This window comes from Nocardia alni (assembly GCF_019038435.1).
GTDB lineage: Bacteria > Actinomycetota > Actinomycetes > Mycobacteriales > Mycobacteriaceae > Nocardia > Nocardia alni.
In genome coordinates, this window is the sequence record NZ_JAGPOX010000039.1 from 19,116 (window position 1) to 32,960 (window position 13,845).

Below are 13,845 nucleotides of genomic sequence, written 5' to 3' on the forward strand. Positions count from 1 at the left end.
GTCGGATGCCGGTTTACAAACTGATCTTGTTACTCAAGAAACGTCCCGACATGTCGGTGCAGGAGTTTCGTGACTACTACGAGACGAAGCATCGTCTGATCGGCGAGAAATACCCCGCCGGCATGGTGCGCTACGTGCGCCGGTACCTCGATCCAGCGCCGGGCGATACCGCGGAGCTCCCGTACGACGTGATCACCGAGGTTTGGTTCGACAATCGCAAGATATTCGAAGCCGCTCTGCGGAATGTGTCGAGCGAAAACCTTGACGCGGAAGTCGTCGCCGACGAGGAGCGACTGTTCGACAGGCCGAAGAACCGGGTGATGACCGTTGTCGAGGTCGAATCGGACCTGGACCGCATCAGGGCCGGGAATTCATAAATCACCCGGGAGCGACGGTGTTGGACAATACGGACCGACTGCTGGCGATCGAGGCCATACGCCGGGCCAAGGCCCGCTATTTTCGCGGCGTCGACACGTGCGACGGCGAGATGGTGCGCGATATTCTCGCCGCCGACTGCGTCCTGGACTACCGGGGCTGCTGCACCGATCCGGCGACCGGACATGACTTTCTCCCGGCCATGAATGTGGTGATGCGAGGCCGTGAATCCTGGGTCTCGGACGGCCTGTCCGGCCTCGGCATCGTCAGCGTTCATCAGAGTCACGACAGTGAAATCACGCTTACCGGTGACCGTTCCGCCGGCGCGATATGGTCGATGACCGACCGGCTGTACATGCCCGCGGGATCCGATATCGGGGTGATGACCGGATTCGGCTATTACCACGAGACCTACGAGCAGACCGGCGGAGCCTGGCAGATCAAAACTCTGCGGATCACCCGTCTGCGGGTCGAGGGCGCCTGAACATCCGGCACCGCACGGCGAATGTCGCCGTGCGGTTCCGGCCTCATCAGGATGTGCGAGAAGCGTATGTCTCGGCGCGCTGCGCCGATTGCTCCTTACGCTGCTGTGCCGTCACGCGCGGCAGATCGGGCATTCCTTCGAGTTCGGCGTGCGTGACGACGCGGAATTCACGCACCAGATCCGCCGGACGCACACTGTCGATATCCGTCATCGCCTGCCACCGCACAATCCCCAGCCCAGTGCTCAGGTCTCCCGTCGACAGCCAGTTCGCCAGGCCCGGATCGGATCGCGAGATGACATAGGTGAAGCTGCCGTCCGCGTTGGGCACCGTCTGCGATTTGTTCAGGCTGACAGGATGTTCGGTGACATCGACGCTGAGCATCCACGGGTCGATGATCTGAAAACCCGTGTACGCGGCCCCTACCGGAAGCGTCGTGACGAGAATCGCCTCGTCGGGCGCGAGATCGAAACTCATGGCGGCGATGCAGCCCGCCATACTTCCGTTACGGACCTGTACGGGAGTGATCGTGGTGCCGCTCAGGCCGCCGAACCATCTCTCCGGAAAGCTCGCCCAGAATCGAATATAGGGCGGCAGATCCTTATACGTCGCACGCAGGATATCGTCGTCGGTATGGCTCTTCGCCGGTTCCTCGTCGAGGGGCCGGAACTCGAGCATGCAGGGTCGCTGCCGCCAGTCGGAAAGAATGTCGCGAATACCGAGTGTGAGCATACCCGGCGCCGAGGTCATATGAACGGCACTTTCGGCATCGCGGCCGACGGTGAACCGGAAGGTTCCATCGGGCGCGACGTCGAGATCGCGATCGCTGATACTCGCCAGCGGCATGAGATCGGACATATTACCGTCCATCGGCGGCGGCGTCACCTTGGCGCCCTTGTGCAAGACCGCATCGGGATTGTCGCCGGAAGTCCCGACTCCCGACAACGTGTATCCCATCCAGGTGCGTGGTGTGTTGTCGGTACCCCAGGTAAACGCCGGAGTCGGCTGATGGATGGAAATCTCGGCCAAGACCAGAGAATTCGTCCAGAGCGCAATGGCGTGATCGAGCGTGGCCGCCCCTGATTCGGTGCGACCCCGAGGCCTCGCCGCCAGTTCCTCCCGAATTTCCGCCTGTATTCGCCGCAACTCCGGATCACGCAGCAGCCGCATCAATGTCTGTTCGGCATCGACTTGCGCGGACGTCGCCAAAAGCGGACGAGCAGCCGCCTCGAGATCACTCATAGGTAGTCATCCTTCCGTCGGCGGGCCGACCGGCCCACTGCCCACGAGCCTAAAACCGCGCGGTCCGAGCGGGCCAATACAGAATCCGGCCGATCGTCATATCACCGTGTTATGGCTTATCGGCCGGCCACCGCCGACTCAGGCAACACCCGTGGGCCGCCGCGCGCGGTCGCGTTCCGCCATCCGCTTGGCCAGCAGGATCACCGCATGTTCGTGCAGGATGCCCAACTGGTCGGCGTAGGCGTCCGCCTGCGCCATGGACAGGCGGTCGTATACCACCGCGGGGTCGCTGAGGATCTCGTCGAGTCTCATTCCGGCCAGCGCCTGCACACGGGTCAACGACCGGGCAGGCAGCCAGCTCAACCGCCACGCATGACCGCTGCGCTCGGTGCGACGGTGTGCCGACTCAGGGGTGATATCGCTGAGCATCGACGCATCGTTGACGATGACGGTCATAGGCCCACCTCCCGAAGTTCGTGCGCGTCTGCCCTGATTCCGGACTGCCGCTATCGCTACGGAGTCACCGATCGCCAAGAGCGGCTTACGAAATCGAGGATCCCATCTCACCGTCCTCCAACGCGACGGGTTTTCGGGAGATCCGGCGTGCGGCAGTGATCACCACGATCAGGACGGTGACGATCGCGGCGTGCAGGGCCCACAGGGTGAGCCATGGGAGCAAGAAGCCCACCTCGGTGTACTGGCCGCGCTGCCCGACGCAATACATGGTGATGTTGGTGCCGCCGTCGGAATCCACCGGGTAGCTGACCACGATCGGGTCGGTGTATGGGCCGTGGCAGAACACCGGTGCGGTGAGTTTCGCTTCGCCGGGCCAGATCGCCACGGGCAGAACGCATCCGAGCAATGCCGTCCCGACCAGGATCGCGAATCCGACCGCAATCACCGCTCCTGCGCCGATGCGGCGGCGAGATGGACGATCCTGCACGCTCATGCCTGCTGAATCCCGAGGAAGGCGCCGGTCCGGTCGAACCTGACGACCGATATCGAGCGCGGTGCGGTGACCTGGACGGTGACGAGAACGTCGGCGCCGTAACGGTTCACCAGGATCGAGGAGACATAGCCGCCCTCGGATCCGCTGTGCGCCAGTGCGCTGTCGACGATGCCCTCGATCTTGCCGAGTACGGGAACGTCCGCGAGGGAGAAGGTTTCGTCGTCCGGGCCGCTGGATGCCGACACCCGCACCGGCGTGGACGACCCGAGCACACCGTTCGCATAGCTGTAGTCGTCGAACTCGCCGGGCCGGCTCGGCACCGCGATCCGCAGGTGCACCACCGCGTCGGGACTCGCCAGGTCCGGATTGTCGTCGAGGTAGCTCGTCACCTGAGCGGGTTGGTCCGGCACCTCCAGCCGGAAACCCGACGAGTCGGGGCTGGTGAGCAGGACGACAACGGCCTGTAGGCCGGGCGTGCCCAGACGTTGCCGCAGGGCGGCGATCGCCCCCGCGGGCAGCGATGACACCAATCCCCCGCCGCGCTGGTGTACGACCTGTTCGAAATCGGCGCGATCGACCGTCCCAATGCACCCGCTGGTGAGCAGCATGAGCAGAATCACCGCCGCTACCAGCCCTAGCCGTCCTCGGCAGCGGCGAAGCCTCACGGCTCGAATCGTACAGCCGCGCATGCGCCCGCGCAGCGCGAGCCCGTCCCCGGCATCCCGTCGTCTGTAGACAGCAGATGACGCTATGGTTACTATCCTTATAAGTATTGATCGAACAATCGAGTTGGGTGGAAAGGCAGGCGATTTCGCATGTTCGCCACCATGACGCAGGGAACGGGTGTGCCGTCATGAGCCTCGCACCATCGACCTTGGGGTTCATCGGCCTGGGCGTGATGGGCGCGGCCGAATGCCTCAATCTGCTCCGCAAGTCCGGGACGCCGACAGTCGTCTTCGACCTGAATCCGGACAATATCGAACCGCTGGTGGCCGCCGGCGCCATTCCGGCGGAATCGGTCGCCGAGGTGGCCGCGCGGGCCGACGTGATGTTCCTGTCGCTGCCCGGCGGCACCGAGGTTTCGGCCGTGCTCTACGACGAGGGCGGCATTCTCGGCGCGGCGCGGCCCGGCAGCCTGGTCATCGATCTGTCGACCACGCCGGTGGCAGTGGCGAAGGCGGCGCACGATCGACTCGCGCAGCGGCAGCTGAGTTTTCTCGACGCACCGGTGGCACGCACCAGGAAGGCCGCCGTGGCGGGCACCCTGGCGATCATGGTGGGCGGGGCCGAGAGCGACTACCGGCGCGCGGAGCCGTTGCTGCGCACCATGGGCACCGACGTCACGCACTGCGGTCCCGGCGGCGCGGGCGCGCTGCTGAAGCTGGTCAACAACACGGTCGTCTTCGAAACCGTGGTGGCCCTGGCCGAAGCGGTCACCCTCGCCCGGCACAGTGGGCTGGTGACCGACGAGACGCTCTTCGACGTCCTGGGCGGCGGTTCGGCGGGCAGTTTCGTCCTGGAGAACCACGGCCGCTCGGCCCTGCTGCCGGACCAGCATCCCACCGGCATCTTCCCGGCGGCCTACATGCGCAAGGACCTCGGCTACACCCTGGAACTGGCGGCGGAACTGGGCGTCGAACTGCCCTCGGCCACGCTCGCGCACTCCATGCTGGATCAACTGTGCGACAACGGTTTCGCCCAGAACTACCACACCGCGGTGGTACGCCTGCTGGACAAGGACCGGAAATGACGTCCGGCCGCGGCGTTCCCGCGGTCCTCATGCGCGGCGGCACCAGCAAGGGATTGTTCCTGCACGCCCGGGATCTCCCCCCGGCCGGGCCGCGACGCGACGCGCTCGTCCTGGACCTGATGGGCAGTCCGGACCCGATGCAGATCGACGGACTCGGCGGAACATATTCCAGCACCAGCAAAGTGATGGTCGTCGAGCCCGGACCCGAAGGCGCGGTGACGTATTGGTTCGGCCAGGTCGGAATCGACACTCCCACCGTGGACTGGCGTGGCAACTGCGGCAACCTGACCACCGCGGTCGCGGCGTTCGCCGTCGACGAGAAGCTCGTCCCCCCGGTGGAACCCACGACTCGGGTGCGGATGATCAACGGCAACACCGGCGTCCGGATCGAGGCCGAGGTTCCGGTGCGGGACGGACGCGCCCGCACCGACGGCGAGCTGCGGGTCGCCGGCGTCCCCCGGCCGGGTTCACCGATCGTCACGCACTACTCGGACCCGGGCGGAGCCGTCACCGGCAAGCTGCTCCCGACCGGCAATCCGGTCGACACCGCCGAGGGGCCCGCCGGTCCGCTGGAGCTGTCCATCCTGGACGTGACCAGCGCCTATGTCTTCGCCCGGGCCGCCGACCTGGATATCGTTCCGCACGAGCGCAGCGTCGCCGAACTGAACGCGGACCCCGATCTGCTGCTGCGCATCGAGCGTATCCGGGGCGAGGCGGCACGGTTGCTGGGCGTCGTCGACAAGGCCGACGACGCCCAGGAGCTGTCCCCGGTGATTCCGCGCATCGTCCTGGTGGGCCCCGCGCGCGCACCGGACACCGACCTGGCCGTGGTCGCGGTGTCGATGGGCGTGGTGCATCGCGCCGTGCCGATCACCGCAGCGCTGTGCCTGGCCGCGGCGGCCCGCATTCCCGGCACGCTCCCCCACGGTTGCCTCGCCCGGGAGGACACCGTGCCGCCTTCGAGCGCGCTACGGATCGCACACCCGCTGGGCACGGTGGACGTCCTGGCGCAGGTGCGCGCCGACGGCCCGCACGTCGACTCGGTGGGGGTGGTCCGCACCGCCAGGCGATTGATGAGCGGCATCGCGCATCCGTACGCGGACCATGACATCGAGGAGACTTCATGAAACACGCGACCATGGTCATCGACGGCAAGCCCGTCGCAGGCGCCGCGACGCGCGAGGCGGTCAATCCGTACAGCGGGCAGGTGTGGGCGCGAATCCCCGACGCGAGCGCCGACGAGGTGGACCGGGCGGTCGAATCCGCCCAGCGCGCGTTCCGCGAAACCTGGCGTCGCACACCGGGAGTCGAGCGAGCCCGGCTGATGCTCGCACTGGCCGACGCGCTGGAGGCCGAGGCCGACTCGATGGCCCGGATGGAATCCACCGACAACGGCAAGATAATCCGCGAGACGCGCCCTCAGATGACCTTCGCGGCAAGGAATCTGCGGTTCTTCGCCGGTTACGCCGACAAGCTCTACGGCCGCACGATTCCGCTGGACAACCCCAGCCTGTTCGACTACACCCGCCGCCGCCCCTACGGCGTCGCAGCGCTGATCACCGCGTGGAATTCACCGATCGGACTGCTGGCCAACAAACTTCCGCCGGCCCTGGCCACCGGCAACACAGTGGTCGTCAAGCCGTCGGAGCACGCCTCGGTGACCACCTGCGAACTCGCGCGGCTGGCCTGCGAGGTCGGCTTCCCGCCCGGTGTGGTGAACGTGATCACCGGCGGCCCGCAGGCCGGTGAGGCCCTGATCTCCCATCCCGGTGTCAGCAAGATCAGTTTCACCGGCGGCAGCGCGACCGGAACCCGGATCGCGGAAGCCGCGGCGCGGCGGCTGGTTCCGGTCACCCTGGAACTGGGCGGCAAGTCGCCCAACATCATCTTCGACGACGCCGACCTGGACCGCGCGATCGTCGGCGCGGTCTCCGGGATCTTCGCCGCGGCCGGGCAGACCTGCGTGGCGGGCTCGCGGCTGCTGGTGCAGCGCCCGGTCTACGACGAGGTGGTCGCCGCGATCGCGGAGCGGGCGGCCGGAATTCGGCTCGGTGACCCGCTCGACCCCGCCACGGAGATGGGCCCGGTGGCCAATGAACCGCAGTACCAACGGATCCTGGGCCTGATCGAGGCCGCCCGGGGCGACGGCGCGACGCTCGTCGCCGGCGGCGGGCCCGCGACCGGATTCGGCGCCGGACTGTTCGTCGCCCCGACCGTCTTCGCCGACGTCGCACCCGATATGCGGGTCGCGACCGAGGAGGTGTTCGGCCCGGTCCTGTCGATCATTCCGTTCGACGACGAGGACGACGCCGTGCGCATCGCCAACGGCATCGACTACGGGCTCGCGGCCGCGGTCTGGAGCCGGAACATCGACCGCGTGCACCGCGTGGTCGAGCAACTGGAGGTGGGTGCGGTGTGGGTCAACACCTACCGCAGCACCGCCGCCCAGGCCCCGTTCGGCGGGATCAAGCGCAGCGGTTACGGCCGCGAGCGCGGCGAGGACGCGCTCGCGGAGTACACCTACACCCAGAACGTGATGATCGACTACTCCGGGGCCGCCCGGGACCCGTTCGTCATCCGCACCTGAGCCGAATTCCATTGCGGTGCTGTGTTTCACCGAATACATGGAGAGTCGCGCTCGATTCAGGAAGGAATTCGCTTTGTCTACAGCGGAATACGACGTCATCGTGGTCGGCGCGGGGAACGCCGGGCTGGTCGCCGCGCTCACGGCCCGCGAGGCCGGCGCGCGAGTGCTGGTGCTGGAGGCCGCCAACCAGGAGGAGCGCGGCGGCAACAGCCGGTTCTCCGGCTCCATCTTCCGGGCCGTACACGACGGCCTGGACTCGATCCGGCCGATCCTGGTCGATCCCGACGAGAACATCCTGGCCCGGGTGTCGGTGGCCGCGTACACCCGCGAGAACTACATCCGCGACTGGATGAACACCTCGCAGGGGCATCCGCCGCGGGATCTGGTGGAAACGGTCGTGGACCGATCGTTCGCGACCCTCGAATGGATGCGCGGGCACGGCGTCGAATGGGAATTGACCGCCAACAAGCTGTTCGACCTGGACAGCCTCGATCAGGTGTACGCGCTGACACCCGGCGGCGCGATCCGGGTGCGGCACGAGGGCATCGGCCTGGTCGCCTCGCTGTTCGCCGCGGCGGAGGCCGCCGGGATCGATATCTGGTACGACGCGCCGGCGGCCGACCTCATCACCAGCGGCGCGACCGTCGAGGGTGTGCGCGTGCGCCGGCCGGACCGGTTCGAGGAGGTCCGGGGCACGGTGGTGCTGGCCTGCGGTGGGTTCGAGGCCAATCCCGAGATGCGGATGCGCTACCTCGGCCCCGGCTGGGATCTGGTGCGGGTGCGCGGCACCCGCTTCAACATGGGCACCATGCTGGCCAAAGCGCTCGAGGCCGGGGCGCAACCGACCGGCCACTGGGGCGGCTGCCACGCCAGCCCGCAGGACGCGGCCCATCCCCCGGTCGGCGATCTGCGCCTGACCGATAAGCTCGCCCGCTACTCCTATCCGTATTCGCTGCTGGTCAACTCCGAGGGCGTGCGTTTCGTCGACGAGGGCGAGGATCAGGTCTTCCTCACCTACGCCAAGACCGGTTCGGCGATCCTGCGGCAGCGCGGCGCTGTCGCCTACCAGATCTTCGATCGCAAGACCGCGCATCTGCTCGAACCGCGTTATCGCACCGGTGCGCCGATCGAGGCCGACACGCTGGAGGAACTCGCCACCCGGCTGGGCATTCCGGGCGACACGCTCACCGCGACGGTCACCGCGTTCAACAAGGCCGTCGCGTCCGACGCCGAACTCAGATTCGACCCGATCTCCCTCGACGGGCTCGCCGCACGGCCGGAAGGTCAACCGCCCAAATCCAATTGGGCCATCACCCTGGATCGGGCGCCGTTCGTCGCCTATCCGGTCACCTGCGGAATCACCTTCACCTACGGCGGCCTGAAGATCGACACCGACGCCCGGGTGCTGGACGTGACCGGGCAGCCCATGCCCGGCCTCTACGCCACCGGCGAGATCACCGGCGACTTCTTCCATCACAACTACGCCGCGGGCGCCGGCCTGATGCGCGGCGCGGTGTTCGGGCGGATCGCGGGGGCGAACGCGGCGGGACGAGTGGGCGAGCACGGTCGGGTCCGGCCATGACGGAGCCGATGCACGAGGTCTACGCGATAAAGTTCGGCGAGAACCCCGGCGGCACCCGCGGCGAGTATTTCCACGGCTGCGCAGCCGATCCCCGCGATCAGTCGATGCAGCTGGACTACTACGTATGGCTGGTCCGCACCGCGGAGGCCGATATCGTGGTCGACGCCGGATTCACCGCCGCCATGGCCCAGCGCCGCAAGCGCACGCACTTTCGCGCCCCCTCCGAGGCGCTGGCCCTGCTCGGGGTCGACTGCGCCGCCGTGTCGCAGGTGGTGCTCTCGCACTTCCACTACGACCACGTCGGCGATCTCGACGCCTTCCCGAACGCGAAATTCATCGTCCAATCCAGTGAAATGGCCTTTTGGACAGGGCGTTTCGCGTCCCGTCTCGAATTTCATCGCCTCATCGAGGCCGAAGACATCGTGCGGCTGGTGGAACTCGGGCTGGCCGGACGCCTCGAATACGTCGACGGCGAGCGAGAATTGGCCCCGGGCGTCCGGGTGCACCTGGTCGGCGGCCACACCCCCGGCATGCAGATCGTCAGCATCGCCACCGCGCGCGGCACGGTCGTCCTGGCCGCCGACTCCTCCCATTTCTACGGAAATGTCTGCGGTGACGCCCCCTTCGCCGTGCACACCGACCTGCCCGGCACCTATCACGCCTTCGACGTCATGCACGGTCTCGCGAGCTCCCCGGATCTCATCGTGCCCGGTCACGACCCGGAAGTGCTGACGCGATTCGAACCGGTACCCGGTACCGAGGGGACCGCGGTGCGGATCGCCTGACATCGGCGCGGCGCATGCGTACGAACCGATCGCCCATGGCAGCATGGAGCGGCAGGTTATCAACGGGTCCGAACCGCGCTATCGTTGAGCGACGAGGTCGGGATGAGTAGCCGTCCGCGGAGGTGAGCATGGTTCCAGAGCTGTACGTCGGACCCGTGGAGCCACGCCGCCGACACCGGGCCCCGGGCTCCCGGGCGGCCTGAGCGCATCGGCGCATCCCATGGGACGGTCCGACGACGGCGCTACCCAGCGGGATCTCCCCACCGGGATCACCGCCGAGCTGGCAGCTGCCGGTTTCGGCGAGGCCGAGGAGATCGGGCGGGGAGGGTTCGGCATCGTGTACCGGTGCTATGAATACACCCTCGAACGCCACGTCGCGGTCAAGATCCTGATGTCCGAGGTCCGCGGCGACGAGCGCGAGCAATTCGTGCGCGAACAGCGAGCACTCGGCCGCCTGTCCGGCCATCCGCATATTCTGCAGGTGCTCCAGGCCGACATCACCGCCACCGGCCGCCCCTATATCGTGATGCCGTATCACGCCCAGGGCTCGCTGGACCGGATGCTGGACCGGCTGGGTGCGCTGCGCTGGCCGGACGTGCTGTCGATCGGAGTCAAGATCGCCGGCGCCTTGGCGGCGGCCCATGCGCTGGGTATTCTGCACCGCGATGTGAAACCGGGCAACATCCTGCTCACCGACTACGGCGAGCCGCAGCTGTCCGACTTCGGCATCGCCCACTTCGGCGAGCAGATCAGCGTGGAGCCGATCGTCGCGGGCACGCCCGCGTTCACCGCGCCCGAGGTGCTCGGCGGCGCCGTCCCCACCGCGGCGTCCGATATCTACGGGCTGGGCGCGACCCTGTTCAGCCTGCTGGCCGGGCACGCGGCGTACGCCCGGCGCACCGGCGAGACGCTCGAGGCCCAGCTCGCCCGGATCGCCACCGCACCGCTGCCCGACTTGCGTGAGTTCGACATTCCGGACGCCGTGTGCGCGGCGATCGAGGCGGCGATGGCGACCGACCCCGCGCGGCGGCCCGCCTCGGCGACCGACTTCGGCGAAACGCTCCGCGACGTGCAGCGCGGCTGCGGCTGCCCGGTCGACGCCATGGCCGTGCCGCCCGCAGCGCCGACCGCGATCACCGGTGCGCCGCCCGCACCGCTGGTCGCGCATCCCGCCGGGTCGGTGACGCCGCCGAGCGCCGCGACCAGGTTCCGCCCGCCGGACCCACCTCGAACGCAGATCGAGCGCACCCGCCTGTTGGATGCCCTGGGACAGGCCCCCACGCGCCGGCTGACGGTGATCCACGGGCCGGCCGGATTCGGCAAGACCGTCCTGGCCGCGCAGTGGGGCCGTCGCCTCGAGTCGCAGGGCATGCCGATCGCATGGCTGTCCGCGGATTCCGACGACGACAACCTCGTCTGGTTCCTGGCCCACCTCGTCGAGGCGATCCGGCGGGTGCGGCCCGACCTGGCGCGCGAAATGGGCGCGCTGCTCGAGGAGCACGCGTCGGACACCGCGCGATACGTGCTGTCCACGCTCATCGACGAGATCCACGACAGTGGCCGCGCCCTGGTTCTGGTGATCGACGACTGGCACCGGGTGACGGGCCGTACGACCCTCGCGGCGCTGGACTATCTGCTCGAGCGCGGCTGTCATCATCTGCGGATCGTGGTCGTGACCCGGGCACGGGACCGGCTGCCGCTGAGCCGTCTGCTGGTGCAGGACGAGCTGCTCGAATTCGATACCGCCGCACTGCGTTTCGACTCCGCGGAGACACGGGAGTTTCTGGTCGCGGAGAACAACCTGCCGCTGACCGACGCGGAGGTGACCGCGTTGCAGGAGGCGACCGAGGGTTGGCCCGCCGCTCTGCAACTGGCCGCGCTCTCCTTGCGCGGGCGCGAGGACCCGGACTCCTTCATCGAGCAGCTCACCGGCCGCCACCACATCATCGGCGAATACCTGGCCGAGAACGTGCTGAAGTCGCTCGATCCGCGACTACTCGATTTCCTGCTCTGCACCTCGATCACCGCCAGGATTCGCGCCGATCTGGCCACGGTGCTCTCCGGCCGGGCCGACAGCCAGGAACTGCTCGAGCAGATCACCGACCGCGGGCTGTTTTTGCGCCGGCTGGACGAGGACTCCGAATGGTTCCGCTATGGACGGCTGTTCGCCGACTATCTGCACCGGCGGCTCGTCCAGGAGCAGCCGGACCGCCTCGACCGGCTGCACGAGCTGGCGGGATCCTGGTTCGCCGAGCACGGCATGCTCACCGAGGCCCTCGATCATGCCCTGGCATCGGGCGATCCGGCACGCGCGGCCGACCTGCTCGAGGCCCGGGCCGAGCCGTTGATCGCCGAATCCCGGATGACCACCTTTCTGGGCCTGATGGCGAAACTCCCTGTGGGCCTGGCGGAATTGCGACCACGATTGCAGCTGAGCGCGGCATGGGCCTACCTCGCCCTGCAACGCCCCCAGCCGATGCACGCCGCACTGCACCACACCCTCGCCGCGCTGGCCACGACCTCGCCACCCGAACCGCTGGCGACCGCGCTGCGCGTGGAAGCCGCGATGGTGAGCTGCGTCGAGCTGTACGTGACCGACCGGCTCAACGGACTGCCCGATCTGGTGCTCGAGCATCGGCAGGACCCGCTCGGCGACTTCACCGCGATCTGTGCCGCCAACCTCTCCGCCATCGACGCGCTCGATCACTTCGAATTCGACGAGGCGACACGCTGGTTCGTGTGGGCCGCGCCGCATGCGCTCGGCCAGGGCGCGCCCTTCCTCATCATGCACGGGCGCTGCATCGCCGGGCTCGCGGCCCTCGAACAGCTCGACATACCTACGGCGGAACAGCTTTTCGAGGCGGCCATCGCCATCGCGCAACGCTCGGGCAGTGGCCCGAACCAGTTCACGACCCTGGCCGGGGTGCTGCTGGGCGAGCTGCGCTATCAGCAGGGCCGGATCGCCGAGGCCACCGAATTACTCACCGCCAGTGCGCGACTGGGTCGCCACGGTGGGCCGGTCGACTTTCTGCTGGCCACCTTCGGCACCGGCGCCCGGCTGTCCGCGTTGCGCGGCGATCTCGACACCGCCGCGCAGCACCTCGCGACGGGCGAGACGATCGCGAACGCCGGCTCACTGTCCCGGCTGACCGCCCGGATCCTCGACGAGCGCAGCCGACTCGGCCTGCCGATCGCCCCGGACGTGCGCGCCCGTCTGCTATCACTCCCGCCGTATGGCAAGCAGGACAACCGGATCCACGCCGCCATCGCGGAGCTGGAACAGGAGGCGGCCATCCGCCTGCTGCTGGCCCGGCACACGGCGGCCGCCGCCGACGAGGCATGCACCCGTGCCGATCGGATGATGCGGCAGATCCGATCCCAGCACCGCCCGCTGGCGCTGCTACGCGCCCAACTCCTCCACAGCTGCTGCCTGTGGGCGGCGGGACGCCGCGACGAGGCGAAACACACTCTCCAACCGGCACTTTCACGCTGCGCCGACCACGGCCTGCCGCAGCTCGCCGCCGACGCCGGACCGCAGATCACCGAGATCATCGCCGCGATCGGATAGTCCGCGCCGCGCGGCCGGTGTACCTCGCTACACCACGGACCGGCGAGTTCGCTCCATCGTGACCAGCGACGGAAACCGGAATGGTGAGAGGTGCAACGCCCCCGCCATTCCAGGAGACCCCATGAAATCCCTGCTCAGCACCGTCGCCCTGTGGTGCCTGTTCGTCGCCGGACTCATCGCCTGCCTCGGATCGGGGTTCGTACTGCACGGCGATCCGCAACAGGTCACGACCTACTCGGGCACCGCGCTCGCGCTGGTGACCGGGCCCTTGGTCATGCGCAAGGAACCGATTCGCACATGGTTGTCCGCCCGCCCGACGCTGTGGTTCCTGTTCCTGTTCAATCTGCTCGTCGCCGTGTGCGCCGGTCTGTTCGTGGACGGTCCGCAGAGCATCCTGGCGGCGGCCGGAATGGGAGTGGTCGCGCTGGGGGCCGGAATCGGGTTGCCGCGGTCCGGGCGCCGACGGCCGGTGCGGATCTGATCTCGTACCGGCCGTACCGCGCTCCGGCAACCGAACCCGGCGGC

13 protein-coding genes are annotated in these 13,845 nt (G+C 68.0%); 9 read left to right on the forward strand and 4 right to left on the reverse strand.

Features of this window, described 5'->3' with window-relative positions; translation table 11 throughout:
- The first annotated feature begins 5 nt into the window (after window positions 1-5).
- Together JZ791_RS16960 and JZ791_RS16965 are read left to right on the forward strand one after the other, a co-directional pair.
- The gene (locus tag JZ791_RS16960) at window positions 6-377 is read left to right on the forward strand and encodes an EthD domain-containing protein (RefSeq protein ID WP_216895960.1); all 372 of its coding nucleotides are present in this window, start codon (window positions 6-8) and stop codon (window positions 375-377) included.
- A 17-nt stretch (window positions 378-394) separates the two neighbouring features.
- Window positions 395-859, forward strand: coding sequence for a nuclear transport factor 2 family protein (locus tag JZ791_RS16965; protein WP_216895962.1), 465 nt, complete (start codon window positions 395-397; stop codon window positions 857-859).
- Window positions 860-905: 46 nt separating this feature from the next.
- Here the strand turns inward: JZ791_RS16965 and JZ791_RS16970 are convergent, their stop codons facing one another.
- From JZ791_RS16970 to JZ791_RS16985, 4 genes are all read right to left on the reverse strand, one after another.
- A complete protein-coding gene (locus tag JZ791_RS16970) occupies window positions 906-2,099 on the reverse strand; it encodes a hypothetical protein (protein WP_216895964.1) in 1,194 nt (397 codons plus the stop codon).
- Window positions 2,100-2,237: 138 nt separating this feature from the next.
- Window positions 2,238-2,555 (reverse strand): hypothetical protein, encoded by a 318-nt coding sequence (locus JZ791_RS16975; protein WP_216895966.1) that lies wholly within the window; start codon window positions 2,553-2,555, stop codon window positions 2,238-2,240.
- An 85-nt stretch (window positions 2,556-2,640) separates the two neighbouring features.
- Window positions 2,641-3,048: a hypothetical protein gene (locus tag JZ791_RS16980; RefSeq protein ID WP_216895968.1), complete on the reverse strand. Its 408-nt coding sequence runs from the start codon at window positions 3,046-3,048 to the stop codon at window positions 2,641-2,643.
- Entirely contained in the window at window positions 3,045-3,713 is a 669-nt protein-coding gene (locus JZ791_RS16985; RefSeq protein WP_216895970.1) for a hypothetical protein, read from the reverse strand. Before JZ791_RS16985 ends, JZ791_RS16980 begins: the two co-directional genes overlap by 4 nt.
- A gap of 188 nt (window positions 3,714-3,901) precedes the next feature.
- Here JZ791_RS16985 and JZ791_RS16990 point away from each other — a divergent pair, with 188 nt between their 5' ends.
- The 7 genes from JZ791_RS16990 (at window position 3,902) to JZ791_RS17020 (ending at window position 13,801) form a co-directional block, all read left to right on the forward strand.
- The gene (locus tag JZ791_RS16990; protein WP_216895972.1) at window positions 3,902-4,798 is read left to right on the forward strand and encodes an NAD(P)-dependent oxidoreductase; all 897 of its coding nucleotides are present in this window, start codon (window positions 3,902-3,904) and stop codon (window positions 4,796-4,798) included.
- A complete protein-coding gene (locus JZ791_RS16995; RefSeq protein ID WP_216895974.1) occupies window positions 4,795-5,925 on the forward strand; it encodes a PrpF domain-containing protein in 1,131 nt (376 codons plus the stop codon). Before JZ791_RS16990 ends, JZ791_RS16995 begins: the two co-directional genes overlap by 4 nt.
- Window positions 5,922-7,385, forward strand: coding sequence for an aldehyde dehydrogenase (locus JZ791_RS17000; RefSeq protein ID WP_216895976.1), 1,464 nt, complete (start codon window positions 5,922-5,924; stop codon window positions 7,383-7,385). Before JZ791_RS16995 ends, JZ791_RS17000 begins: the two co-directional genes overlap by 4 nt.
- Before the next feature lie 73 nt (window positions 7,386-7,458).
- Window positions 7,459-8,967 (forward strand): FAD-dependent tricarballylate dehydrogenase TcuA, encoded by a 1,509-nt coding sequence (gene tcuA, locus JZ791_RS17005; RefSeq protein ID WP_216895978.1) that lies wholly within the window; start codon window positions 7,459-7,461, stop codon window positions 8,965-8,967.
- On the forward strand, window positions 8,964-9,752 hold the full coding sequence (locus JZ791_RS17010) for an N-acyl homoserine lactonase family protein (RefSeq protein ID WP_216895980.1): 789 nt from the start codon (window positions 8,964-8,966) through the stop codon (window positions 9,750-9,752). Before tcuA ends, JZ791_RS17010 begins: the two co-directional genes overlap by 4 nt.
- 220 nt (window positions 9,753-9,972) lie before the next feature.
- Window positions 9,973-13,320 (forward strand): serine/threonine-protein kinase, encoded by a 3,348-nt coding sequence (locus JZ791_RS17015; RefSeq protein WP_216895982.1) that lies wholly within the window; start codon window positions 9,973-9,975, stop codon window positions 13,318-13,320.
- A gap of 121 nt (window positions 13,321-13,441) precedes the next feature.
- Window positions 13,442-13,801: a hypothetical protein gene (locus JZ791_RS17020; protein ID WP_216895984.1), complete on the forward strand. Its 360-nt coding sequence runs from the start codon at window positions 13,442-13,444 to the stop codon at window positions 13,799-13,801.
- Window positions 13,802-13,845: the final 44 nt, after the last annotated feature.